Genomic DNA, 23,635 nt, shown 5'->3' with positions numbered 1-23,635 from the left:
TTCACCGTTTTTGTGTTTTATAAGAATAACTATCTATACCCTAACTATTTCGTGTTGCAGAAAGGCGGGTAAATTTATTCACGGAACAACGCCTCGATGCTCAAGCCTTGTGTTTGCAAAATTTCCCGCAAACGACGTAAGCCTTCAACCTGAATCTGGCGGACACGCTCACGCGTCAAACCAATTTCACGGCCAACATCTTCCAGCGTTGCTGCTTCATATCCTAAAAGACCAAAACGACGGGCCAGCACTTCGCGCTGTTTAGCATTCAATTCAAACAGCCATTTAACGATACTTTGCTTCATATCGTCATCTTGCGTTGTATCTTCTGGACCATTTTCATTTTCGTCGGACAGAATATCTAACAAGGCTTTCTCTGAGTCGCCGCCTAACGGTGTATCAACAGAAGTGATACGTTCGTTCAGACGTAACATACGGCTCACGTCATCAACCGGTTTGTCGAGTTGCTCAGCAATCTCTTCAGCGCTCGGTTCATGATCCAATTTATGAGAAAGTTCTCGTGCAGTACGCAAATAAACGTTTAATTCTTTAACGATATGGATAGGTAAACGGATGGTCCGGGTTTGGTTCATTATCGCCCGTTCAATCGTTTGACGAATCCACCAAGTGGCATAAGTGGAGAAACGGAAACCGCGTTCAGGATCAAATTTTTCCACCGCCCGAATAAGACCGAGGTTTCCCTCTTCAATCAAATCCAGCAGTGCTAAACCGCGATTACTGTAACGGCGGGCGATCTTCACCACCAACCGCAAGTTACTTTCAATCATACGCCGACGTGAAGGCACATCACCGCGCAATGCACGCCGGGCAAAATAAACCTCTTCTTCTGCGGTTAACAGCGGCGAATAACCAATCTCACCAAGATAGAGCTGCGTCGCGTCCAGCACTCGCTGGGTAACACCTTGCGCCAACAGCTCATCTTCTGCTAACTCGCTTTCAGTAGGTTCATCCTCTACTAATGCTTTTTCGTCGAAAATTTCAGTTTCCGTACTGTTTTCATCAAAATCAGCATCTTCATGCAACTCGTTAACTTTCAGCGTATTTTGGCTCATATGCTGCTCCTACCCGTGAATCCGGCGAGCAGAATACAGCGTATTCTGCCCAATCTATCGCTGCGGAAGGTAACGCAGCGGGTTTACGGATTTCCCCTTGTAACGAATTTCAAAATGCAATCTAACTGAACTGGTTCCGGTGCTACCCATGGTTGCTATTTTTTGACCCGCCTTCACTTCTTCTTGTTCCCGGACCAGCATTGTATCGTTATGAGCGTAGGCGCTCAGGTAATCATCATTATGTTTGATGATAATAAGATTACCGTAACCACGCAGTGCGTTCCCAGCATACACAACTCGCCCGTTTGCTGTAGCGAAGATGGGTTGCCCACGAGAACCGGCGATATCTATCCCTTTATTGCCCCCTTCGGAAGCCGAGAAGCTATCGATCGTTTTACCCTCAGTTGGCCATTTCCAGCTACTGACTGGACCACCATTACTGGTTGGATCACTGATGGTACTGCTTGGCGCGGTAACAGGTGCGGTCGATGCGACAACTGCCCCTGACGCTGGTAACATTTTACCAACATTCTGTTTACCCGAGTTTCCAGAATACGCGCTAGTTGATTGAGAATCAACCGTTGTAGTTGTGTTCTGAATATTTGCCGGCGGTTTTGTCATTCCACCTGATGTGGCATCGGTCGCGGCTAACATTCCACCACCCGACCCATTACCCAACTGGATAGATTGTCCAACATTCAGGCTATATGGCTCAGCAATATTGTTTTTTGCTGCCAGATCACGGAAGTCATTCCCGGTTATCCAGGCAATATAAAACAGCGTGTCACCACGCTTAACGGTATAGGTATTACCGTTGTAACTTCCCTTGGGGATACTGTTGTAACTACGGTTATAAACGATGCGGCTACCGGAACTATTCGTATCCGAGCCACTTAGCATGGTCCCTGAACGATCACCGCCAACACTGCTGATTGGCGCAGATGTTGAGGAGTCATTACTACAACCTACCAACCATAAACTCATAACCGTACATGCCGCTACCCGGCGTAATGTAATCATTGGGCTTCCCGTGCTCATGCTTCCCCCATGACAGCAATAATAAGCGATATATCCAAAATACCTTTTACACTGTAGTTAAAGTGGTCAGTTAACGACTGTTAAAACGCCATGCCGAATACGACTATTCCACTCATTTTCGAGTATTAAAAGGTTCCACAGCGCAGGCCAAGACACATGCTGACTCGCACTGAAGAAACAAGATACAGAAGCGCGCATGCTATCAATACCGCGCCTGCCATACCATAAAATTTATATTACTGATTTTCGGCCAATCTTTAGCACAAAAAAACTGCACTTCGACTTTAGTTAAAGATTAAGACTGAAATACACCCTAAATAATTCAAGTTGCAGGAAGGCGGCAATTGAGCGCAGCCAACGCACATGCAGCTTGAAGTATGATGGGTCTAAAGGCATTTATTCAGGCCAATTCACCTTTAACCAAAGGAACAAAACGCACGGCCTCTACCGTCTCAATTTGGAATTCATTGTTACGGCGTTGCACACATTTCAAGGTTTGAGCCTGCTCCCCAACGGGAAGAACTAATATCCCACCTTCATCCAATTGTTCAAGTAAGGCACTTGGAATTTCTGGTGGAGCTGCTGTGACAATGATCGCATCAAATGGCCCGCGTGATGCCCAACCTAACCAGCCATCACCATGGCGGGTGGAGACATTATGCAGATCCAGTTGCTTTAGGCGACGCTTTGCCTGCCACTGTAACCCTTTGATTCGTTCAACTGAACAGACATGTTCGACTAAATGCGCCAAAATTGCGGTCTGATAGCCAGAACCGGTACCTATCTCTAATACCCGAGAAGTCGGTGTCAATTGCAACAATTCGGTCATCCGTGCCACCATGTACGGCTGAGAAATAGTTTGCCCTGAACCTATAGGTAGAGCTGTATTCTCATATGCCTTATGGGACAACGCCTCATCAACAAAACGCTCGCGCGGCACCGCTTCGATCGCCTGTAACAAGCGCTCGTCGTGAATACCTTGCTGACGTAACAGCATCAACAATGTCTGCATGCGTTTATTTACCATTCCTCGTCACCCTAGGTGTTTTAACCAGTAATGTTGGCTAACCAGTTTTCAACCACGTCTTGCGCCGCATAGGCGGTTAAATCAACTTGAAGTGGTGTTATAGAAACATAACCTTGTTCAATCGCAGCAAAATCAGTGTCCGGTGCTACATCAAATTTCTCCCCCGGCGGCCCAATCCAATAGAGATCTTGCCCCCGTGGGTCCTGCTGACAAAATACCTGCTCTGCTGGATGGCGACTACCACAACGTGTGACTCGAATACCTTTAATTTCAGATAAGGGTAAGTCAGGTACATTAATATTAAGTATCTTACCGGTACGCAACGGCTTTTGTTGTAAAGCACGCAATAAACGGCAAGTGACTGCTGCTGCCGTAGCATAATGCTGATGACCGTTGAGTGACACGGCCAGAGCAGGAAAGCCTAAATGCCGCCCTTCCATTGCGGCGGCCACCGTGCCGGAATAGATAACATCATCCCCCAGGTTCGGGCCTGCGTTGATACCGGAAACCACAATGTCGGGCCGGGGGCGCATTAACGCATTTACTCCGAGATAGACACAATCTGTCGGAGTACCTTGCTGCACGGCAATATCGCCATTGGATAATGTGGTAATGCGTAATGCACAGTCCAAAGTCAGTGCATTGGAAGAACCGCTGCGATTACGATCTGGGGCGACGATTTGTACCTGCGCAAACTCGCGCAATGCAGCGGCGAGCGCTTGTATCCCTGGCGCAGAAATACCGTCGTCGTTACTCAGCAATATCCGCAGCATCGGCATTATCCTGATTCATTATTTCCCTTACCACACTGGTGGCAAAACTGCCCGCGGGTAGCCAGAAGCTGAGTTCAAGGGTTACATCATCCCACCAGCTCCACACCATATTCTGTGGCTTTAGCAGTACAGCCCGGCGAGCACCCTCAACACATTCACGCTTAATCAACGCCAGTAATTCACTTTGATCCGCTATACATGACTGCTCAAAAGCCAATGCTTCATCCTGCGTACCCAGTTCGCCGTCGCCTGGCAGTGGGGCCGTCACATTCAATTCACCCGCATCAACACGCTGCTGTAACGCCACCAATTCATCAGCACTGGCCACAAACCAACTGCCACGACCAGTTAACTGTAAAGCATCGCCTGTCAGCACCGTGGTTGCTTGCTGTTGCGCCAGACGGCAACTGCTAATCAGGTTGAACATTGCACTACGGCTAGCGGACAAGTAAAAGCTGCGTTTACTGCGCTCTTTGACCCGAATCTCATTATTCGCCCACAGACGAGCCTGCACCAGATTATTACCACCACGGCCAAACCGTTGGCTGCCAAAATAGTTGGGCACTCCCTGTGCGGCAATTTGCTGCAACCGTTGTTCTACATCCTGACGATCAGTGATATGGCGCAACACCAGGGTAAAAGCATTGCCTTTCAGTGAACCGATACGCAGCTTACGTTTCTGCCGCACAGCTTCCAGCACTTCACACCCTTCCAGCTCGAACGTAGCGAGATCCGGTGCTTCTTTGCCCGGTAGGTGCAAACAGAACCACTGCTCTGTGACAGCGTGGCGATCTTTCAAACCCGCATAGCTCACTAAACGCGGATGAAGCTTGGCAAAACGCGCCAGATAGTCAGCAACAAATTGCGTATTACAGCCATTTTTGCGAATACGGATCAGCAAATGTTCGCCTTCGCCATCAGGTTCAAAGCCTAAGTCCTCAACCACCACAAAATCTTCGGGATTGGCTTTTAAAATGCCACTCGCTTTGGGTTTACCGTGCAGCCAGGTTAGATTTTCCATGTCCATCGTTATGCCTTAACCCTGTTATGCTTTAACCAAAAGCGCCACTGCTTCACATGCAATACCTTCACCACGGCCAGTAAAACCAAGTTGTTCCGTGGTGGTGGCTTTTACGTTGATATCATCCATATGACATTGTAGGTCTTCCGCCAAATGCACGCGCATTTGCGGGATATGGGGAGCCATTTTAGGTGCCTGGGCAATAATCGTAATATCCAGATTACCCAGCCGGTAGCCTTTCGCCAGAATACGGCGATAAGCTTCACGCAGCAAAGCACGGCTATCAGCACCTTTAAATGCCGGATCGGTATCAGGGAATAATTTGCCGATATCACCTAACGCAGCCGCCCCCAATATTGCATCGGTAGCTGCATGTAATGCGACATCACCGTCGGAATGTGCCAATAGGCCCATCTCATATGGGATACGCACACCGCCGATAATAAGTGGGCCAGCTCCGCCAAATTTATGAACATCGAAACCATGACCAATTCGCATTAATTGCACTCCTTATAATGCCTTTATTACTTGAGGTTGCAGCAGCATTAGCCGCTCTTACTCACCAGAATCACAATGACTGGGCCAAGCCTGCTGGAATTTACTGGCTGCAACACCCATTAATTGGGCTATTGACGTTGGGTTAAATAAAACTCGGCCAAGGCCAGATCTTCAGGGCGCGTCACTTTGATATTATCCGAACGACCAGACACTAATATCGGATGATAGCCGCAATGTTCTAATGCAGAAGCTTCATCAGTGACCACCGTCCCTTCGCGCAAGGCGCGGGCCAAGCATGTTTTTAATAACTCAAGCGGGAAAAGTTGAGGTGTCAGGGCATGCCACAGCGCTTGACGATCTACAGTATGGGCAATGGCCGGATGATCGCCAATTTGGACAACGGCCTCACTGCGCTTCATGGTGTCACGTACTGGTGCTGCCAGAATACCCCCGACATGGCTATGGTCGATAATCGACAACAACCTTTCAAGGTCATCGAGATGCAAACAAGGACGAGCCGCATCATGAACCAGCACCCACTCAGTCTGCCCTGCACATTGTAAGCCAGCCATCACCGAATCAGCCCGCTGCTCACCACCGTGAACAAGCGTGATCCGCGGGTCCTGCGCAATAGGTAACGTTGAAAACTGCGTATCCTGAGGATGTATTGCCACAATAATCCGCTGGACACGTGGATGCCGAAGCAAAGAAAAAATAGCATGTTCAATGATTGTCTTGCCAGCCACAGTTAAATACTGTTTAGGGCAATCAGCCTGCATACGGCTGCCAATACCTGCAGCCGGTAATACCGCAATGATATCAGGAAGGGAAACTGCAAAATTACTCATTATTTATTATTGCGCGTTATTTGACGACGAAGGGATACCCGCATTACGTCTGGATTGGTCAGGAACCAGACGATAGAAACTTTCGCCAGGCTTGATCATGCCCAGTTCGTTACGTGCGCGTTCTTCGATAGCCTCTTGACCACCATTTAAATCATCAATTTCAGCAAATAGCTGATCGTTCCGAGCTTTAAGTTTGCCGTTATTGGCCTCTTGCAGCGCCACGTCATCCTTAACCCGAACAAAATCATGAACACCATTCTTGCCCAACCACAGTGAATACTGTAGCCAGCCAAGTAAAATCAGCAATAGTAGTGTAAGTTTTCCCATTCCCGCCCCCTGAAAAACTGCCTATACCGTAAATAATTCGAGTTGCAGGAAGGCAGCAACTGAGCGAGTCCTCAGGAGCTTACACAAGTAAGTGACTGGGGTGAACGAAGACAGCCAACACACATGCAACTTGAAGTATGACGGGTATAATCATCCCACAACTTTTCGTCGGACTCCACTCTGTGAAGGAAATAGGTCATAAAGCTCAGATTAAGGATGATTTCCGGCAAAAATACCATGCAAATCTACAAAATGTCATTAGTTGCTGGTTTTGAGTGCACGGTAAGTCCTGCTGTCACTACCTCTTATTGCCCCACTGCAAATCATGCAGAGATAAACACTGCAAAAACTGTTTTTGGCATTAGCTTATACCAACACTCAAGTTAAAAATGCATATTTAATCTCGTCAAAAACAAATAAACCCCATTACAGTTGAGTTTATATGTATAAAAGTTTATTTTTATGCACTCAAACTGCATAAATAAAAAATGTACCTTAACTCGTTGCTACTTTTTACCGGGAGATTCACATGTTTAAACGTTTAATGCTGGTCGGAACTTGTCTGGCCGCCGTATTGTCTGCGGGTAGCGTTGTTGCAGCCGAGCCGACTTATGTTGTCGGTTCCGGTGGTACCTACCGCCCATTTGAGTATGAAAATAGCCAAAAACAACTGGAAGGTTTTGATATAGATATCATCAAAGCTATCGGTAAAGCTGAAGGTTTTCAGGTCAAATTGGTGAATACGCCTTGGGAAGGGATTTTTGCCACATTAGGCTCCGGTGATCGCGATATCATCATTTCGGGTATCACCATTACCGATAAACGTAAACAAATGGTTGATTTTTCAGATCCTTATTTCCCTGCCGAACAAACTATCGTCGTGGCTAAAGGCTCTAAAGTTGATTCCATTGCGGCACTGAAAGATCTGAATGTTGGCGTGGTGAACTCAAGCACCGGCGACATCGTGGTATCCGATGTTCTGGGTAAAAACAGCACTGCGATCAAACGCTTTGATAACACGCCACTGATGCTGCAAGAACTCTACGAAGATGGCATCGCTGCCGCCGTAGGTGATGTAGGTGTCGCTAAGTTCTACCTGAAAACTCACCCGGAAAAAGCATTTGAACTGGTTTCCGATACCAAGTTTGAGCGCCAATATTTCGGTATTGCGGTGGCGAAAGGTAATGAAGAATTGCGCACCAAAATCAACAGTGGTTTGCAGAAAATCATTGCTGACGGCACTTACGCCAAAATCTATGAAAAATGGTTTGATGCACAGGTACCAACACTGCCAGCCGCAACCCAGCCAGCAAAATAACCCTTTCTTATATACGCCACCGCTGCGTGAATGCGCGGTGGCTTGATTGACCGGATCACCCTATGTCAGGATTTCGTTGGGAAATCATTCAGGAATACGCCCCACTGTTTATGGACGGTGCCTGGATGACAATTAAGTGCACCATTATCTGTGTGATTTTGGGCACAACCTGGGGGTTAACCCTCGGTCTGGGCCGTCTGGCGCAAGCGCCTCACGGTATCTGGAAGCCAGTATTCTACTATTTCGTTCAATGGCCAGTACGCATCTATATTAGTGCTATTCGCGGCACCCCCTTATTTGTGCAGATAATGGTGGTGCATTTCGCGCTGGTGCCACTGTTTATTAACCCACGGGATGGCATTCTGGTCACCAATGGCATTATGTCTTCTGATTTTGCCAGAATGCTGCGCTCAGATTACGGTGCTTTTTTATCCTGTGTCGTGGCTATCACGCTGAACGCGGGTGCTTATGTTTCTGAGATTTTCCGCGCGGGTATTCAGTCAATTGATCGCGGCCAGATGGAAGCCTCGCGCTCATTGGGAATGAGCTACGGCAAAACGATGCGCAAGGTTATTCTGCCTCAGGCTTTCCGCCGGATGTTACCGCCACTGGGTAACAATGCCATCGCTATCGTAAAAGATTCATCGCTGGCCTCTGCGATTGGCCTGGCTGACTTAGCCTATGCTGCTCGCACCGTTTCTGGTGCCTATGCGACTTATTGGGAACCCTACCTGACTATCTCACTGGTTTATTGGGTTATCACATTCTTACTTTCGCTATTAGTGCGGCATATGGAAAAGAGGTTCGGTAAAAGTGATTCACGTACATAACCTACAAAAACAATTTGGCGAAACCCATGTGTTGCGTGGCATTTCTTGCGACATTCAGCCAAAAGAAGTGGTTTGCATCATTGGCCCATCCGGTTCGGGTAAAAGCACCTTTTTGCGCTGTATTAATGCGTTGGAGACGTTATCCGGGGGAGAAATAACCGTTAATGGTTTTGAGATCCATAAGCCGAAAACCGATCTCAACCGGATGCGCGAAAGTGTCGGCATGGTGTTCCAACGTTTTAATCTCTTCCCTCATATGACGGTGTTGGAAAACCTAACCATGGCACCTATGGATGTTAAAAAGCTGCCACGAGCACAAGCCATAGAACGGGCTGAATTGTTGTTACGCAAGGTGGGATTACTCGATAAGATTGATGCCTATCCCAGCAGTCTTTCTGGCGGTCAACAGCAACGCGTTGCCATTGCCCGAGCCTTGGCAATGGAACCTAAAATCATGTTGTTTGACGAACCGACTTCAGCGCTGGACCCGGAGTTAGTCGGTGAAGTGCTAGCGGTGATGAAAGCATTAGCACTGGAAGGGATGACCATGGTGGTAGTGACTCATGAAATGGGCTTTGCCCGAGATGTGGCCGACCGGGTGCTGTTTATTGATCAAGGGGTGATACAGGAAGAGGGGCAACCGGAAAAAATCTTTACCGCCCCTACTAATCCGCGAACTCAGGCATTTCTCAGTAAGGTGCTTTCAGCGCAAGGGTAAACGGTTACCCATTGAAGATGTTACAAATTGAAGCGGGTTATTATCAGGTGAAACCGAATAGCCCGCCGATTTGCTCACCAACCAGTAAGAAATGAAAACAGCATCCAGAATAAACACAATACTGCAATACCACTCCCACCAATGGTAAATAAGAGATTACCGCGCGATAACACACTCAAGGCAATACCTACCAACACTGAAACCGGCATCAGGGCCAGAAAGAACGGCCAAGTGTACAGCAGGAAGAAGACGGTATTGGGACCATAGACAAAGAAAGGTATCGCAAACGCCAGCCAATAGAAAACAAAGCCTGTAACGCCACCGAGAAAGGAGTATGACGGCTCCTCCCTTTCCCGCTGTTCGTCGATAATAATTTGGGTGATATTCTGCATAGCAATCCTATGGGCACAGTTTACCAGCACGCTCTAAGGGCGTTTTGCCGATAGCCATTAGTATAGATACCCAGCGTAATTAGCGTTACAGGTAGGCAGCAAGCTAATACATCCCGATGCGCTTACACAGTCAAGTGATTCGGGTGAATGCGTGCAGCTAACGGCCCTGTAGCTTCAAGTACAAAGGGTATCATTTAGGATTTGATAATAGCTCGACCACGCAGTACGTCTAACAATTGTTCAATCAAATTTGTTACTAATTGTTCACCCGGCAAATGAATATCAGCGTGTTCGGGTGATTCATAAATAGAGTCGATGCCAGTAAAATTTTTCAGCTCGCCAGCACGGGCTTTTTTGTACAAACCTTTAGGGTCACGGGCCTCACAAATAGCCAACGGTGTATCGACAAATACCTCAATAAACTGGCCTGATGCCAACATATCGCGCACCATTTCCCGCTCAGCCCGATGAGGTGAGATAAACGCCGTCAGCACCACCAACCCGGCATCTACCATCAGTTTGGCCACCTCCCCGACGCGACGAATATTCTCGCGCCGGTCAGTATCAGAAAAACCCAAATCACGGCATAAACCATGGCGCACATTGTCGCCATCCAGTAAGTAAGTGCTAACACCGCGAGCAAACAGTGCCTGTTCCAGCGCACCGGCAAGGGTAGATTTCCCTGAGCCAGATAAACCGGTAAACCACAGCACCACCCCTTGGTGCCCATGCTGTTGCTCCCGATCCTCTCGGGTCACCGCATGGGGATGCCAGATGATATTCTCATCAGTTGGCAGAGCGCCCGATTCATTAACATCATGCGTTTTCAACGGATCGGCGTACAAGTTATTTACCCCCTAACAGATCACGCGCGCCCCAGTGTGGGAAATGGCGGCGAACCAAAGCATTCAGTTCTAGCTCAAACGTACTGAATTCAGTATTTTCCTGATAAACCGACGCCAGCGTTTCGCGGATTAACCCCGCACCAACAGTGACATTAGTCAGCCGATCAATAAAGATCATGCCACCGGTATCCCGGTTGCGTTGATAGCTGTCGAGCACCAGCGGTTCATCAAATGCCAGTTCAACCAAACCAATACCATTAAGCGGCAGGCTGTCAACTACCCGCTGGGTCAATGAGTTGATTTCCACCTGATATTGAATATTTTCCACCCGCGCACGGGTCTTTTTCCCCGCTACTTTGATGTCATAACTTTGTCCAGCCACTAACGGCTGTTCCGCCATCCACACCACATCCACCAGCGCATTTTGCGCCGCTGTTAAGGTTTCACTGGCATCAACCAATAAATCGCCACGGCTGATATCCACTTCATCAGTCAGCACCAAGGTTATGGCTTCGCCAGGGATGGCTTGCTCCAAGTCACCATCAAAAGTAACAATGCGCGCCACACTTGATTCCACACCGGACGGCAGCACTTTTACTCTCTGCCCAACGCGCACCACACCGGCAGACAAGGTGCCAGAATAACCACGAAAATCCAGGTTTGGCCGGTTAACATACTGCACCGGGAAGCGCAGCGGCTGCTGCCGGCTGGCATTGACCACATCAACACTTTCCAGCACTTCCAGTAGTGTCGGGCCGGAATACCAATTCATTTTCTCGCTCGGTGATGCCACATTATCGCCATCCAGCGCAGATAGAGGGACAAACTTGATGTCGAGATCCGTGGGTAATTGCTCGGCAAAACTCAGGTAATCTTCTTTAAATTGTTCGAAGACGCTTTCCTGATATTCCACCAAATCCATCTTATTCACCGCCACTACCAAATGGCGGATCCCCAGCAATGTAGCGATAAAGCTGTGACGGCGAGTTTGATCCAACACCCCTTTGCGGGCATCGATCAACAAAATCGCCAGATCGCAGGTAGAAGCCCCGGTCGCCATATTGCGGGTGTATTGCTCATGCCCAGGCGTATCTGCGATGATAAATTTGCGTTTCTCGGTTGAGAAATAGCGATAAGCCACATCAATGGTGATGCCCTGCTCACGCTCGGCCTGCAAGCCATCAACCAATAACGCCAAATCCAATTTTTCACCCTGAGTGCCAATACGTTTACTGTCAGTGTGCAGCGTTGATAACTGATCTTCATAGATTTGGCGGGTATCATGCAGTAAACGCCCAATCAGGGTGCTCTTACCGTCATCCACACTGCCGCAGGTCAGAAAACGCAACATCGTTTTATGCTGTTGGGCATGCAGGTAAGCTTCTACTCCCCCCTCGTTGGCAATCTGCTGGGCGATAGAGGTGTTTTGTAAAATCATCGATTTGTTCTCTGAAACTGGCAGCTCATCAACAACGGGCTGATCTTGTAATTTCGTGCTCATTGGGCGCTCCTCAGAAATATCCCTGACGCTTTTTAAGCTCCATCGAGCCGGATTGGTCACGGTCGATCATTCGACCCTGGCGTTCACTGGTAGTAGAGATAAGCATCTCTTCGATGATGGCAGGTAAAGTTTCAGCCTCGGACTCTACCGCGCCAGTCAATGGCCAACAGCCCAAGGTGCGAAAACGCACCATCTTCTGAGTAATGACTTCACCCGGTTGTAAATCAATTCGGTCGTCATCCACCATCAGTAACATGCCATCACGCTCAACCACCGGACGAGGCTTTGCCAGATACAGTGGAACAATGTCGATTTTTTCCAAGAAGATATATTGCCAAATATCCAGCTCAGTCCAGTTGGACAGCGGGAACACGCGGATACTTTCGCCTTTGTTAATTTGGCCGTTGTAGTTGTGCCACAGTTCCGGGCGCTGATTTTTTGGATCCCAGCGATGGAAGCGGTCACGGAACGAATAAATACGCTCTTTGGCGCGGGATTTCTCTTCGTCACGCCGGGCGCCACCAAATGCAGCATCAAAACCGTATTTGTTCAGCGCTTGCTTCAAGCCTTCGGTTTTCATGATATCAGTGTGTTTGGCGCTGCCGTGAACAAACGGGTTAATGCCCATCGCTACCCCTTCCGGGTTGCGGTGGACCAGTAGCTCGCAGCCAAATGCTTTAGCGGTACGGTCGCGAAATTCATACATCTCGCGAAATTTCCAACCGGTATCCACATGCAATAACGGGAATGGCAAATTACCGGGGAAGAATGCCTTGCGCGCCAAATGCAGCATCACAGAGGAATCCTTACCGATAGAATAGAGCATCACCGGATTACCGAATTCAGCGGCCACTTCACGGATGATATGGATACTCTCCGCCTCCAATTGCCGCAAATGAGTGAGTCGTTTTTCGTCCATAACAGATCCTTTATGCCAAATTCACGACTGACGGGCTGATAGCCTGTTCAGTCTGTGGTTGTTGCCCAAACCAGGCGATTTGGTGATGTAAATCCACCACTTCACCGATAACCAGCAGTGCTGGGGTCGGCGCCTGATGTGCTAATGATTCCAGTTGGGCCAGTGTGCCCGTCAGAACTTGTTGGTCAGCACGGGTTCCCCGGCCAATTACCGCTACAGGGGTGGTGCTTGCCCGACCATGGGCTATGAGCTGACGGCTAATCTCGGCGGCTTTCACTGTTCCCATATAAATCGCCAAAGTTTGGCGGCCTCGAGCCAGTGCCTGCCAATCCAAATCATCGCCATCGGCGCGGCAATGCCCGGTAATAAAGGTTACGCTCTGAGCATAGTCACGATGCGTCAGGGGGATACCCGCATAGGCTGTCGCCCCACTTGCCGCCGTCACTCCCGGCACCACCTGAAACGCGATGCCCGCACGCGCCACCATTTGCAGCTCTTCACCACCACGGCCAAAGATAAACGGATCACCGCCTTTCAGCCGCACTACCCGTTTCCCCTGCTGCGCCAGCGAGACAAGTAATTGATTGGTTTCTTCCTGTGCTACCGAGTGTGCTCCTGCCCGTTTGCCGACACAGATACGTTCAGCGTCACGCCGTACCAGATCCAACACTTCCGGGCTGACTAAATGGTCATATAACACCACATCAGCCTGCTGAATCACTTGCAGACCACGTAATGTCAGCAAACCTGCACAACCAGGCCCCGCCCCCACCAAAGCAACCTCACCCTGAGTGCTGCGCTGCCCCTCCAGCTCTCGTTGTAATTCCTCTTCGGCTTGGGCTAACTGACCACGGCTAATCAGACTCGCAAAGCGGCCACTAAACGCATTTTCCCAAAAGCGACGGCGCTCTCCCATCGAGGCGATATGCTGTTTAACCCGACCACGCCAGCGCCCGGCAACGGCGGCCATATCACTCAGGCTGGCCGGTAGCAGGGCCTCTAACTTCTCACGTAGTAAACGCGCCAGCACCGGAGCTTGACCGGCAGAGGAGATAGCCACCACCAGAGGGGAGCGATCGACAATCGACGGGAAGATAAACGAGCAGCGGGATTGGTCATCAACCACGTTAGCCAAAAGATGTCGCTGATCCGCAGCAGTAAAAACAGCGGCATTCAGCACGGTATCGTTCGTGGCGGCAATCACCAAAAAAACATCATCCAACTGTTCCGGCAAGAAAACCTTTGCCAGCCAGTTAATGCGGCCATCCTGATGCTGTTGTTCCAGTTCAGATGAAAGAGTCTGTGCCACTACCCTCACCTGTGCACCCGCGCGGTGGAGTAATTCAATTTTTCGCGCAGCGACTTCGCCGCCGCCAACAACCAATACTGGGCGCTGTTTCAAGTCGGCAAATAGAGGTAGATAGTCCACAACGTCCTTCAATTACATGATAAAGCGTAGGGTGACTATAGGGGGGAGGCATGGCCTTATGAAATGACGAAAAGTAATTACAAGTTCCATAATGATATATAGGCGTAACAGCATGGCTTGCAGCTAAGTTAGCCAATTCGCACTCAGGGCGATTTTCTTACTTACTGACATAAAATTTCTACACTTTAGGAAGTATACAAATTGTCTATTGGTGTAGACAGTTTCATACTAAGCACCGGAAAGAGCTGTATTGTCCATGCTGCGAGGCATGGCCCAGACTATAACAAGGATATTTCGGTATGTTTTCCCGCCGTCGCCTAAAGTGGGCACTATTCACCCTGTGTTTCAGTACCGTCTTACCGTTGCATGCCGCTACGACTCAGGCCGTTGGTCGAATCGCTGAACAACAAATCCGCCATATCAGCACCTACTTTCCCGGCCGTATGGCGGGTAGCCCGGCAGAATTACTGGCTGCTGAGTATATCAACCACCGTTTTCAGCAAATGGGTTATCAAAGCAACCTGCGGGGTTTTAATACCCGTTATCTGTATACCAGTAAAAACGGTAAACCAAGCTGGCACACACTGACTGCCACCTCGGTGATTGCCGCTCGCAACATGACAACTCTCGATAAAAAGCAGGTGACTGGCAAAGCGGATGACCAGAAACAGATAATTATCATGGCGCACTTTGATACCTACACACCGCAAAGTGATAAAGATTTAGATAAGAATCTGGGTGGGCTGACGCTACAAGGGGTCGATGACAATGCGGCAGGGGTCGGCGTTATGCTGGAACTGGCTGAACATCTGAAAGACACACCATTGCGCTATGATTTGCGTTTTGTGGCACTCAGCGCCGAGGAGATAGGTGCACAAGGTGCCGAGAACTATCTGCAACGAATGAGTAAAACGGAGAAAGCCAACACACTGCTAGTGATCAACTTAGATAGTCTGATAACCGGTGACCGGCTCTATTTTAATGCCAGTAACCAGCCCACAGCCATTGCTGCAAGGGATCAAGCACTTGCGTTGGCACGTCGGTATGGCATTACTGCCGCCACAGTTAAAAACCAGATTAGCTCCCCCTGTAGGGCGGATAAAAATATCTTCTATAGCGCCGGATTACCGGTGTTGTCTGTCGAAGCAAGCAACTACAGCCTGGGTAACAAAGAGGGTTGTCAGCAACGGGCCGTCAGTAGCCACTTTCCTCAAGGTATAACCCGTCATCAAAGCCAGCTAGATAACTTAAATTATCTGGATAAGTACTTACCGGGTCGTATTAGTAAACGTTCACACGATAGTGTGAAAATATTGTTGCCCCTGATACAAGCGCTCGCTGCCGATAAAAAATAATATGGGCTTTGCGTAACTTCGCGCAAAACACCGATAAAAACCAATAAATTCAACGTCAGGGTGATCATTATGATCGCCCTTTTTCGTGCTTTTCACGTATAACTCTTGGTGGGTATGGCACCCATAATTAATTGACTCAATCTCGCTGGTAGGTATGATACCCACCATCGACTCACCAGGAGGTCACATGGAGAGTGGCGAATTAATAAAGCGATTGCAGGATACGGGCTGGCAAATCAGGGGTTGTAAAAAAACCAATGGCGGTAGCCATGTCACGATGTGCAAACCGGGTGTACGCAAGATCATTACGCTGCCCCATCCGCGCAAGGATACATCCAAAGGTGTTCTGCGGCAGGCTCAGCAGATTGCCGGAATTAAATTGATTTAAACAAAGCCGCATACCCTAAATCATTCAAGTTGCTGGAAGGTGTGAAATCACCCACTGGGAACCGCCTCCACACATACGGTTTGAATGATGGCGGGTATAAACGCTTAGGGAGTTAACCATGATCTACCCTATTTTTATTTTCAGTACCACTGAAGGATTCGATGGATATTTTCCCGATCTTGACGGTTGTTTCTTTGCTGGCAATACCTTTGCCGATATCAGTAAAAATGCCGAAGAAGCCTTTGCTGTTCATATTGAAGCACTGATGGATGAAGGTTTTCCATTACCCACGCCCCCGAAAGATCCACAACGTTACATTGGGGATCCCCGGTTAAAAGAAGAAGGGGGGATTTTGGGGTTTGTTGAGATTGATCCGGCCAAATATGAAAGTAAGGCGGTCAAATTCAATCTGACTATGTCGCAAAATCTGCTGACCGCCATTGATAAGTTTATCGCCACACACCGGGGTTATAAGAACCGTAGCCAATTTCTGGCTGAATTGGCACGTGAGAGAATCATCAGCTAATAGATAATGAAAATGAGGGCGCAGGCAGCGCCCTCAGACCACAGACAAATTCAAATAAAGGGAGAACGTGCAGTTGGGTGTAGCCGTTACGCATCCGTCGCCGGAACGCCCATCGGGGGCGGTCTACTTTTCACTCACTGAGCTGTAACACTCACAGGGCTATAAATAGCGTTGATATTAGCCTCAGCCTTCATGCAGGCCGCATTCGCGTTTCAAACCAAAGAAGCGAGTTTCCTCTTCGCTCATTCCCGGTTCCCATTTACGGGTGGTATGAGTATCCCCAACCGATAAGTAACCCTGTTCCCAAAGAGGGTGATAGCTCAGGCCATTTTGAGTCAGATATTGGTAAATCTGCCGATTGTCCCAATCGATAATCGGTAGCAACTTGAAGACACCGCGCTGAATGGTTAACACCGGTAGCTGCGCCCGGCTGCCTGATTGTTCACGGCGAAGACCAGCAAACCACGTTTGAGCCCCCAGCGTTTCCAACGCCCGATTCATGGGTTCCACTTTGTTCAGGTCATTGTAACGTTCAATACCCTCGACTCCTTGCTCCCACAATTTACCGTAACGGGCTTCCTGCCAAGCCGAGCTATGAGGGGCACGAAATACCTGTAAGTTAAGTTGAAGCTTCTCAGTCAAGTCATCAATAAACTGATAAGTTTCTGGGAATAGGTAACCGGTATCAGTAAGAATTACTGGAATATCAGAACGTTGCCGCGTAACAAGATGCAAACAAACGGCGGCCTGAATACCAAAGCTGGAAGAAAGTACAAACTCGCCCGGTAGATTTTCCAATGCCCAGCTCACCCGCTCTTGCGCGGTTAAATGCTCAAGTTGACCGTTAACCAGTGCCAGTGCCGCCGCTTGTTCTGCTTTCGGCAGGGCATTAAGTTCACTCAAGTTAAATTGGCTCACACCGCCTCCTGTACGTCATAAAAATCACGGGCTGAATCAATCACTGGAGCAATCACACCAACGCGAATCACAAAGTCACCGAAACCTTCATCAGCATGGCGCTCTTTTGCCCAGCGCCCAACCAACTGATCGGTAATTGACAGAATTTCATCTTCGGTGATGTTTTCACGATACATCCGCGGTATCCGAGTGCCTTCCCGGTTGCCACCCAGATGCAGGTTATAACGACCAACGGCTTTACCCACCAGCCCTACTTCTGCCAATAAAGCACGGCCACAGCCGTTCGGGCAGCCAGTAACCCGCATCACAATATGTTCATTGGGCAAACCGTGTTGCTGCAAAATACCTTCAATACGGGTAACAAACTCTGGCAGGAAGCGTTCAGCTTCTGCCATAGCCAATGGGCAGGTTGGGAATGAAACACACGCCATGGAGTTCTCACGCTGCGGGCTGACACTGTCATCCATCAAGCCATGCTCACGGGCCAGCGCCTCAATACGGGCTTTATCTTTTTCCGGCACCCCTGCCACAATCAGGTTCTGATTCGCAGTTAAGCGGAAATCACCCTGATGGATTTTAGCAATTTCTGCCACACCGGTTTTCAGGCTACGGCCAGGATAATCTAGCAAACGGCCATTTTCGATAAACAGGGTTAAATGCCATTTTTTATCGATCCCTTTGACCCAGCCAATACGATCGCCACGACCAGTAAATTGATAAGGTTTAATAGCCCCGAAACTGACGCCTGCGCGCTTTTCAACTTCCGCTTTGAACGTTTCTACCCCTACTCGCTCCAACGTATATTTGGTTTTAGCATTTTTGCGATCAGTACGATTGCCCCAATCCCGCTGCGTGGTAACAACCGCTTCAGTGATAGCCAGCGTGTGTTGCAGCGGAATGTAACCAAATTCACTCGCTTTACGGGGATAGGTATTCTTATCACCATGAGCAATGGATAACCCACCGCCTACTAACACGTTAAAACCAATCAGTTTGCCTTTATCAGCGACAGCCACAAAGTTGAGATCGTTGGCGTGTAGATCCACATCATTTTGCGGCGGAATAACAACTGTGGTTTTAAATTTACGCGGTAAATAGGTCGCGCCGAGAATCGGCTCCTCATCGGTGGTCGCCACTTTTTCCGCATCCAACCAAATTTCGGCATAAGCGCGAGTACGCGGCAGCAAATGCTCAGAAATCTTTTTCGCCCATTCGTAGGCTTCCTGATGTAGCACCGATTCCACCGGGTTCGACGTACACAGTACATTACGGTTTACATCGTTTGCCGTCGCCAACGCATCCAGCCCCAATTGATTAAGCAACTGATGGGCCGGTTTAACATTACCTTTCAGAATGCCATGGAACTGGAATGTCTGGCGATTGGTGATACGGATACTGCCGTATAAGGTGTTATCCGCCGCAAACTTATCAATTCCCAACCATTGCTGTGGGGTAATAATCCCCCCCGGCAAGCGGCAACGTAGCATCATGGCATGACGTGGTTCCAGCTTCTGCTCGGCGCGTTCGGCGCGGATATCACGGTCATCCTGCTGGTACATACCGTGGAAGCGGATTAACAGGAAGTTGTCGCCATTGAAACCACCCGTTAGACCGTCATTCAAGTCTTTGCCAATGGTCCCACGCAGGAAATTGCTTTCCGACTTCATACGTTCGCCATCAGACAGTTTTCCAGTAACGACTAATGGTCCTGGGTGTTTTTCATTCATCAGTACACATCCCGCTGATAACGGCGCGCCAGGCGCAGCTCACTTAAATATTCATCAGCCTGCTCGGTATCCATTGCACCGTGCAGAGCCACCACGTCCAGTAAAACCTGCTCAACGTCTTTGGCCATGCGGTTAGCATCGCCACAGACGTAAATGTGGGCACCTTGTTGTATCCAGTTCCACAGTTCTGCGCCCTGTGCACGCAGTTTGTCTTGTACGTATATTTTATGGGCCTGATCGCGCGACCAAGCCAGATCAATGCGGGTCAGCAAGCCGTCTTTAACATAGCGCTGCCATTCAACCTGATAGAGAAAATCCTCGGTGAAATGAGGGTTGCCAAAGAACAACCAATTCTTGCCACTCGCACCATCGGCCTCACGCTGTTGCATAAAGGCGCGGAAAGGTGCAATACCGGTACCGGGGCCAATCATGATAACTGGCGTTTCCGGGTTAGCAGGCAGGCGGAAGTTATCGTTATGTTCGATAAAGACACGAATATCACCCTCCACTTCCAGCCGATCAGCCAAATACCCTGACGCCCCTCCAGTACGTGGTCGCCCATCAATGTCATAGCGCACCACACCCACAGTGATATGTACTTCGTTTTCAGTCTCAGCCTGTGAGGAAGCAATGGAGTACAAACGCGGCGTCAGTGGCCGTAACAGCGCAATCAACTGATCAGCATTGAGATCAGACGGGGCTTGTCTAACCATATCAACGATCGGGGTATTTTTGGCATATTGTTGCAGCGCCGGTTTATCTGCCAGCAGCGCAATCAGCTTCTCATCACGGGAAAGTGCCGCATACTTATCAACGATCAGCGTCGTATTTTGTGTCAGTTCAAAATGGCTGCGCAATGCCTGTGCCAGTGGCAGATTCTGCCCGTCGACACTGACCTGTTCGTCGCCTTTAAGCCACAACAGAGCGAGTAGCTCGTCTACCAGGGCCGGGTCATTATCAAACCAGACCCCCAGTGCATCACCGGGTTGGTAACGCAGACCTGAATCGGCTAAATCTATTTCAATGTGGCGGACATCTTTTTCGGAGTTACGGCCTGTCACTTTCTGCTGTACCGATAATTGCGCGGTCAGTGGTGCCGTTTTGCTGTATGGGCTGGATGTGATTTCATCCACGACACCACTTTGAGTTACCGCCGCCGCAGTTGCCGATTGTGCCGGCACCCGAGCCTGTAACACTGCAACGATCTGCTGACGCCACTGCTGTGCCGATTCCTGATATTCCACATCCGCATCGACACGATCCAATAAGCGCTGAGCACCAAGTTCCGCCAATTTGCTGTCGAAATCTTTACCTGCTTGGCAAAAGTGCTCGTAAGAGGTGTCCCCTAATCCAAACACAGCAAAGGCGGTTTCCGGCAACTTAGGCGCTTTTTTAGAGAATAAGTATTTGTGCAATGCAACCGCTTCTTCCGCGGGTTCACCTTCGCCCTGAGTGGAGGCAACGACAATTAATAGGCGTTCTTGTGCAATTTGCTTAAACTTATAATCACCCGCATTGACCAAATTGACATTAAGTTTAGCCGCCAGAAGGTCATCACGTAGCTGTTCCGCCAAGCGGCGTGCATTACCTGTCTGAGAGGCAGAAATAAGGGTAATCGTCAGCGCTGGCGGAGCCACTGCCGCTGGGGTTGCAGCCACACCTGGCTGTTGATTAACCATGCCCCAGAAATAACCGGACAACCATGCCATTTGGGTTGGGGAAAACTCACCAACCGCCGCCTGTAAGCGGGCTAACTGCTCCGGCGATAGCGGAAGTAAAGAAGTAGGAGGAACCTGAGTCGTCATTGCAGTACGCATTCCCTTAAGCTTTAGCCAGTGTCAGTCGATCTATTTTCAGCACATATTTCTTAATGTTTGTAAGGTTAACCATCCCGATAATAACAATTAAAGAAGCGATAGAAATAATAAATAACCAAAACGACTAAGCGGTTTTTCAGGTAATGGATATGAGTTAAAGTGTTCAACTTATTAAGAAAATTTTCACTAACCCATATCAAGCTATTAATTTACTACGTCTACATATAAATCAGTAAGCTACGGGTAAAAGACTGGATTGGCAGGGGCCAAGAAGCGCTCCCCGTTGTGCGCTTTCATAGCCAGCAGAGGTGCTTTCCGGTACTATGCGGCGGTTTTTTGAGTCAATAAGGTCAGGACTATGAGCACCACCCTATTTAAAGATTTTCAATTTGAAGCCGCTCACCGGCTGCCCCATGTTGCGGAAGGTCATAAGTGTGGCCGTTTGCACGGTCATTCATTTCTGGTCCGTATCGAGGTTACCGGTGAAGTGGATGCTCACTCCGGCTGGGTGATGGATTTTGCTGATCTGAAAGCAGCATTTAAACCTATTTGGGAACGACTGGATCACTACTATCTGAATGATATTCCTGGTTTGGAAAACCCGACCAGTGAAGTGCTGGCCAGTTGGATTTGGCAACAGCTTAAACCGCAGCTACCAGAACTGAGCGCAGTAATGGTGAAAGAGACCTGTTCTGCGGGCTGCGTTTATCGCGGGTAATAAATCGCGACTAACAAATCGATACCCAAAGTCATTGATGTTGCAGCAAGACAGCAAGTGAATGACAAATTGGTTGTAAACCATTTTGAACAGCGCTTGTGCTGGCCCGCAGGGTGAGCCTGTTATAAGGCTCATAATCCCAATGAGCTTACATGAGTAAGTGATTTGGGTGACAAATCTGTCGGGAGCAGATTTGAACGCTGCTTGCAGCGGCCTCACAGAGGCGAGGCCCATGGACGGGCCGAGTAATGAGCGCCGCAACACGGCTGCGGCGGCAAGGACGAAGGGGATTAAGCGATATTTAAATACTTATGCGTCTGCATCGACAACCGCCAATTCTTGGCAATACAAATTTCGATACAGAGCTTAGTGGCGTCGTCTTTCTGGCTGATGGGTTGTAGCGCAATAATCCGCTTTTTGTCGTCATCCAGCGTGGCAAGCAGTGCCTCTAATGCCTTGATATCACGCATGCGGCCAACCGGATGTTTGATTTCATCGGCGCGTTGCAATGCCTGAGGCAATACTTTCAGGCCACCGCGCATATTCACTTTTGGCGAAACCGTCACCCAGGTCGTCGCTGAACACCGCACATCATGCGTGCCGCTGGTTTCAATCTGGCAGCTATAACCGGCCTGCTCCAACAATGAGGTTAAGGGGAACAAGTCGTAAATAGCGGGTTCTCCACCAGTGATGACAACGTGGCGTGCGGTATATCCCTGCTGAGAGAAAATATCTAATAGCTGCTGTGCGCTGGCTTCCCCCCAGGCATCACTTTCGGCAGTTTTCACCATAATACGCTGCATATCAACTTCCCGATCGGCTTCCTTTTCCCAAGTGTGTTTGGTATCGCACCAGCTACAACCTACCGGGCAGCCCTGCAAACGCACAAAGATCGCCGGTACACCGGTGAAGTAACCCTCGCCTTGCAAGGTTTGGAACATCTCATTAATCGGGTACAGCATCAGTTTCTCTATATTCATTCAAGCCAATCGGCGATTATCGCAGATTCTCTGACTGTGACCAAACTGGCAACGCTTATGCTGCCAGTTTGTCTGTATCAGAGTATTACTCAATCACGCCACAAGCCATGCGCGCACCACCACCGCCTAACGGCATTGGATGATCGGCATAGTTGTCGCCACCGGCATGGATCATCAGGGCATGCTGCTTCAGTTCAGAGAGTGATTTCAGCCGTGGAGCCAATACCTGATAAGTCGCGCTGCCATCAGCATTCACAACCAGTCCCGGCAAATCCCCCAGATGCCCTTTGTCATTATAAGGGCCAAGGTGTACGGCAGTTTTTTGTGGATCAAAATGGCCGCCAGCAGCAAGGGCTGGCACGGGTTTGCCGTCTTTCTGCCCTGGTGCACAACTTGGGTTTTCATGCAGATGGAATCCATGAATCCCCGCCACCAGCCCGGTCAAATTGGGCGTAAACAATAAACCATAAGGTGTTTCAGTCACTGTCACCGTGCCCAGAGCTTTACCATTACCTTCAGGGAGTGCTTCGTTCATGGTCACAGTAACGCCTGCAGCCAGCACACTGCTGGTAAAAAGCATCGCTGGCAACATTAAGTATTTCAGTTTCATCCGTTATCTTCCTTTATGCATTATTGTCGAATCATTCGG

25 protein-coding genes are annotated in these 23,635 nt (G+C 49.1%); 7 read left to right on the top strand and 18 right to left on the bottom strand.

Annotation, left to right across the window (positions count from 1 at the left end):
* Positions 1–74: 74 nt before the first annotated feature.
* The 8 genes from rpoS to ftsB form a co-directional block, all read right to left on the bottom strand.
* A complete protein-coding gene (gene rpoS, locus ACWJJO_RS04255; RefSeq protein ID WP_019210991.1) occupies positions 75–1,073 on the bottom strand; it encodes an RNA polymerase sigma factor RpoS in 999 nt (332 codons plus the stop codon).
* Positions 1,074–1,127: 54 nt separating this feature from the next.
* Positions 1,128–2,093 (bottom strand): murein hydrolase activator NlpD, encoded by a 966-nt coding sequence (gene nlpD / locus ACWJJO_RS04250; RefSeq protein ID WP_193784841.1) that lies wholly within the window; start codon positions 2,091–2,093, stop codon positions 1,128–1,130.
* 418 nt (positions 2,094–2,511) lie between these two features.
* Complete coding sequence (locus tag ACWJJO_RS04245) at positions 2,512–3,138, bottom strand: protein-L-isoaspartate(D-aspartate) O-methyltransferase (protein ID WP_050086457.1); 627 nt, start codon at positions 3,136–3,138, stop codon at positions 2,512–2,514.
* Positions 3,139–3,158: 20 nt separating this feature from the next.
* Positions 3,159–3,911, bottom strand: a complete 753-nt coding sequence (gene surE / locus ACWJJO_RS04240; protein ID WP_083160391.1) for a 5'/3'-nucleotidase SurE — start codon at positions 3,909–3,911, stop codon at positions 3,159–3,161.
* The gene (truD, locus tag ACWJJO_RS04235; RefSeq protein WP_481090671.1) at positions 3,889–4,938 is read right to left on the bottom strand and encodes a tRNA pseudouridine(13) synthase TruD; all 1,050 of its coding nucleotides are present in this window, start codon (positions 4,936–4,938) and stop codon (positions 3,889–3,891) included. The genes surE and truD overlap by 23 nt, the downstream gene beginning before the upstream one ends.
* A gap of 18 nt (positions 4,939–4,956) precedes the next feature.
* Positions 4,957–5,430, bottom strand: coding sequence for a 2-C-methyl-D-erythritol 2,4-cyclodiphosphate synthase (gene ispF, locus ACWJJO_RS04230; protein ID WP_083160395.1), 474 nt, complete (start codon positions 5,428–5,430; stop codon positions 4,957–4,959).
* Positions 5,431–5,558: 128 nt separating this feature from the next.
* Complete coding sequence (gene ispD, locus ACWJJO_RS04225) at positions 5,559–6,278, bottom strand: 2-C-methyl-D-erythritol 4-phosphate cytidylyltransferase (protein ID WP_442848116.1); 720 nt, start codon at positions 6,276–6,278, stop codon at positions 5,559–5,561.
* Between the two features lie 6 nt (positions 6,279–6,284).
* The gene (gene ftsB, locus ACWJJO_RS04220; RefSeq protein ID WP_083160397.1) at positions 6,285–6,605 is read right to left on the bottom strand and encodes a cell division protein FtsB; all 321 of its coding nucleotides are present in this window, start codon (positions 6,603–6,605) and stop codon (positions 6,285–6,287) included.
* 529 nt (positions 6,606–7,134) lie between these two features.
* Here ftsB and ACWJJO_RS04215 point away from each other — a divergent pair.
* The 3 genes from ACWJJO_RS04215 (at position 7,135) to ACWJJO_RS04205 (ending at position 9,471) form a co-directional block, all read left to right on the top strand.
* Positions 7,135–7,923 (top strand): basic amino acid ABC transporter substrate-binding protein, encoded by a 789-nt coding sequence (locus ACWJJO_RS04215; protein WP_372558063.1) that lies wholly within the window; start codon positions 7,135–7,137, stop codon positions 7,921–7,923.
* Between the two features lie 62 nt (positions 7,924–7,985).
* Positions 7,986–8,753 (top strand): amino acid ABC transporter permease, encoded by a 768-nt coding sequence (locus ACWJJO_RS04210; protein ID WP_481090670.1) that lies wholly within the window; start codon positions 7,986–7,988, stop codon positions 8,751–8,753.
* A complete protein-coding gene (locus ACWJJO_RS04205) occupies positions 8,737–9,471 on the top strand; it encodes an amino acid ABC transporter ATP-binding protein (RefSeq protein WP_083160401.1) in 735 nt (244 codons plus the stop codon). The genes ACWJJO_RS04210 and ACWJJO_RS04205 overlap by 17 nt, the downstream gene beginning before the upstream one ends.
* A 74-nt stretch (positions 9,472–9,545) precedes the next feature.
* Here ACWJJO_RS04205 and ACWJJO_RS04200 read toward each other — a convergent pair whose 3' ends face one another.
* The 5 genes from ACWJJO_RS04200 to cysG all read right to left on the bottom strand — a co-directional run bounded on the left by ACWJJO_RS04200 (position 9,546) and on the right by cysG (position 14,557).
* Positions 9,546–9,863 carry a DUF3561 family protein gene (locus tag ACWJJO_RS04200; RefSeq protein WP_083160403.1) on the bottom strand — a complete coding sequence of 106 codons (318 nt, stop codon included), beginning with the start codon at positions 9,861–9,863 and terminating at the stop codon, positions 9,546–9,548.
* A gap of 194 nt (positions 9,864–10,057) precedes the next feature.
* Complete coding sequence (gene cysC / locus ACWJJO_RS04195; protein ID WP_442821247.1) at positions 10,058–10,708, bottom strand: adenylyl-sulfate kinase; 651 nt, start codon at positions 10,706–10,708, stop codon at positions 10,058–10,060.
* A 1-nt stretch (position 10,709) separates the two neighbouring features.
* Complete coding sequence (cysN, locus tag ACWJJO_RS04190) at positions 10,710–12,209, bottom strand: sulfate adenylyltransferase subunit CysN (RefSeq protein ID WP_193784722.1); 1,500 nt, start codon at positions 12,207–12,209, stop codon at positions 10,710–10,712.
* A gap of 10 nt (positions 12,210–12,219) precedes the next feature.
* Entirely contained in the window at positions 12,220–13,128 is a 909-nt protein-coding gene (gene cysD / locus ACWJJO_RS04185; protein ID WP_004706274.1) for a sulfate adenylyltransferase subunit CysD, read from the bottom strand.
* Between the two features lie 10 nt (positions 13,129–13,138).
* Positions 13,139–14,557 (bottom strand): siroheme synthase CysG, encoded by a 1,419-nt coding sequence (gene cysG / locus ACWJJO_RS04180; RefSeq protein ID WP_481090669.1) that lies wholly within the window; start codon positions 14,555–14,557, stop codon positions 13,139–13,141.
* 299 nt (positions 14,558–14,856) lie between these two features.
* Here cysG and ACWJJO_RS04175 point away from each other — a divergent pair, with 299 nt between their 5' ends.
* From ACWJJO_RS04175 to ACWJJO_RS04165, 3 genes are all read left to right on the top strand, one after another.
* Positions 14,857–15,912, top strand: coding sequence for an aminopeptidase (locus ACWJJO_RS04175; protein WP_481090668.1), 1,056 nt, complete (start codon positions 14,857–14,859; stop codon positions 15,910–15,912).
* Between the two features lie 187 nt (positions 15,913–16,099).
* A complete protein-coding gene (locus tag ACWJJO_RS04170) occupies positions 16,100–16,300 on the top strand; it encodes a type II toxin-antitoxin system HicA family toxin (protein WP_005181624.1) in 201 nt (66 codons plus the stop codon).
* Between the two features lie 118 nt (positions 16,301–16,418).
* Positions 16,419–16,826 carry a type II toxin-antitoxin system HicB family antitoxin gene (locus ACWJJO_RS04165; RefSeq protein WP_005181621.1) on the top strand — a complete coding sequence of 136 codons (408 nt, stop codon included), beginning with the start codon at positions 16,419–16,421 and terminating at the stop codon, positions 16,824–16,826.
* Between the two features lie 183 nt (positions 16,827–17,009).
* Here ACWJJO_RS04165 and ACWJJO_RS04160 read toward each other — a convergent pair whose 3' ends face one another.
* From ACWJJO_RS04160 to cysJ, 3 genes are read right to left on the bottom strand one after another with little or no spacing between them, the layout of a single operon-like run.
* Positions 17,010–17,744, bottom strand: coding sequence for a phosphoadenylyl-sulfate reductase (locus ACWJJO_RS04160; protein WP_481090667.1), 735 nt, complete (start codon positions 17,742–17,744; stop codon positions 17,010–17,012).
* Positions 17,741–19,471 (bottom strand): assimilatory sulfite reductase (NADPH) hemoprotein subunit, encoded by a 1,731-nt coding sequence (cysI, locus tag ACWJJO_RS04155; RefSeq protein WP_481090666.1) that lies wholly within the window; start codon positions 19,469–19,471, stop codon positions 17,741–17,743. Before cysI ends, ACWJJO_RS04160 begins: the two co-directional genes overlap by 4 nt.
* Positions 19,471–21,276, bottom strand: a complete 1,806-nt coding sequence (gene cysJ, locus ACWJJO_RS04150; protein WP_083160411.1) for an NADPH-dependent assimilatory sulfite reductase flavoprotein subunit — start codon at positions 21,274–21,276, stop codon at positions 19,471–19,473. The genes cysI and cysJ overlap by 1 nt, the downstream gene beginning before the upstream one ends.
* A 370-nt stretch (positions 21,277–21,646) precedes the next feature.
* On the opposite strand from cysJ, the gene queD reads away from it, so the two are divergent.
* Positions 21,647–22,006 (top strand): 6-carboxytetrahydropterin synthase QueD, encoded by a 360-nt coding sequence (gene queD / locus ACWJJO_RS04145; protein WP_481090665.1) that lies wholly within the window; start codon positions 21,647–21,649, stop codon positions 22,004–22,006.
* Between the two features lie 290 nt (positions 22,007–22,296).
* On the opposite strand, the gene queE is transcribed toward queD, so the two are convergent.
* Both queE and sodC read right to left on the bottom strand, forming a co-directional pair.
* On the bottom strand, positions 22,297–22,968 hold the full coding sequence (queE, locus tag ACWJJO_RS04140) for a 7-carboxy-7-deazaguanine synthase QueE (protein ID WP_481090664.1): 672 nt from the start codon (positions 22,966–22,968) through the stop codon (positions 22,297–22,299).
* A 103-nt stretch (positions 22,969–23,071) separates the two neighbouring features.
* Positions 23,072–23,596, bottom strand: coding sequence for a superoxide dismutase family protein (gene sodC / locus ACWJJO_RS04135; protein WP_083160419.1), 525 nt, complete (start codon positions 23,594–23,596; stop codon positions 23,072–23,074).
* Positions 23,597–23,635: the final 39 nt, after the last annotated feature.

Source organism: Yersinia antarctica, from assembly GCF_056636475.1.
This window is presented reverse-complemented; position numbering and strand designations above follow the sequence as displayed.

Coding starts and splice junctions, on each gene's coding strand:
- rpoS (WP_019210991.1), bottom strand. CDS start 1,073: ATGAGCCAAAATACGCTGAAAGTTAACGAGTTGCATGAAGATGCTGAT.
- nlpD (WP_193784841.1), bottom strand. CDS start 2,093: ATGATTACATTACGCCGGGTAGCGGCATGTACGGTTATGAGTTTATGG.
- ACWJJO_RS04245 (WP_050086457.1), bottom strand. CDS start 3,138: ATGGTAAATAAACGCATGCAGACATTGTTGATGCTGTTACGTCAGCAA.
- surE (WP_083160391.1), bottom strand. CDS start 3,911: ATGCTGCGGATATTGCTGAGTAACGACGACGGTATTTCTGCGCCAGGG.
- truD (WP_481090671.1), bottom strand. CDS start 4,938: ATGGACATGGAAAATCTAACCTGGCTGCACGGTAAACCCAAAGCGAGT.
- ispF (WP_083160395.1), bottom strand. CDS start 5,430: ATGCGAATTGGTCATGGTTTCGATGTTCATAAATTTGGCGGAGCTGGC.
- ispD (WP_442848116.1), bottom strand. CDS start 6,278: ATGAGTAATTTTGCAGTTTCCCTTCCTGATATCATTGCGGTATTACCG.
- ftsB (WP_083160397.1), bottom strand. CDS start 6,605: ATGGGAAAACTTACACTACTATTGCTGATTTTACTTGGCTGGCTACAG.
- ACWJJO_RS04215 (WP_372558063.1), top strand. CDS start 7,135: ATGTTTAAACGTTTAATGCTGGTCGGAACTTGTCTGGCCGCCGTATTG.
- ACWJJO_RS04210 (WP_481090670.1), top strand. CDS start 7,986: ATGTCAGGATTTCGTTGGGAAATCATTCAGGAATACGCCCCACTGTTT.
- ACWJJO_RS04200 (WP_083160403.1), bottom strand. CDS start 9,863: ATGCAGAATATCACCCAAATTATTATCGACGAACAGCGGGAAAGGGAG.
- cysN (WP_193784722.1), bottom strand. CDS start 12,209: ATGAGCACGAAATTACAAGATCAGCCCGTTGTTGATGAGCTGCCAGTT.
- cysD (WP_004706274.1), bottom strand. CDS start 13,128: ATGGACGAAAAACGACTCACTCATTTGCGGCAATTGGAGGCGGAGAGT.
- ACWJJO_RS04175 (WP_481090668.1), top strand. CDS start 14,857: ATGTTTTCCCGCCGTCGCCTAAAGTGGGCACTATTCACCCTGTGTTTC.
- ACWJJO_RS04170 (WP_005181624.1), top strand. CDS start 16,100: ATGGAGAGTGGCGAATTAATAAAGCGATTGCAGGATACGGGCTGGCAA.
- ACWJJO_RS04165 (WP_005181621.1), top strand. CDS start 16,419: ATGATCTACCCTATTTTTATTTTCAGTACCACTGAAGGATTCGATGGA.
- cysI (WP_481090666.1), bottom strand. CDS start 19,471: ATGAATGAAAAACACCCAGGACCATTAGTCGTTACTGGAAAACTGTCT.
- cysJ (WP_083160411.1), bottom strand. CDS start 21,276: ATGACGACTCAGGTTCCTCCTACTTCTTTACTTCCGCTATCGCCGGAG.
- queD (WP_481090665.1), top strand. CDS start 21,647: ATGAGCACCACCCTATTTAAAGATTTTCAATTTGAAGCCGCTCACCGG.
- queE (WP_481090664.1), bottom strand. CDS start 22,968: ATGCTGTACCCGATTAATGAGATGTTCCAAACCTTGCAAGGCGAGGGT.
- sodC (WP_083160419.1), bottom strand. CDS start 23,596: ATGAAACTGAAATACTTAATGTTGCCAGCGATGCTTTTTACCAGCAGT.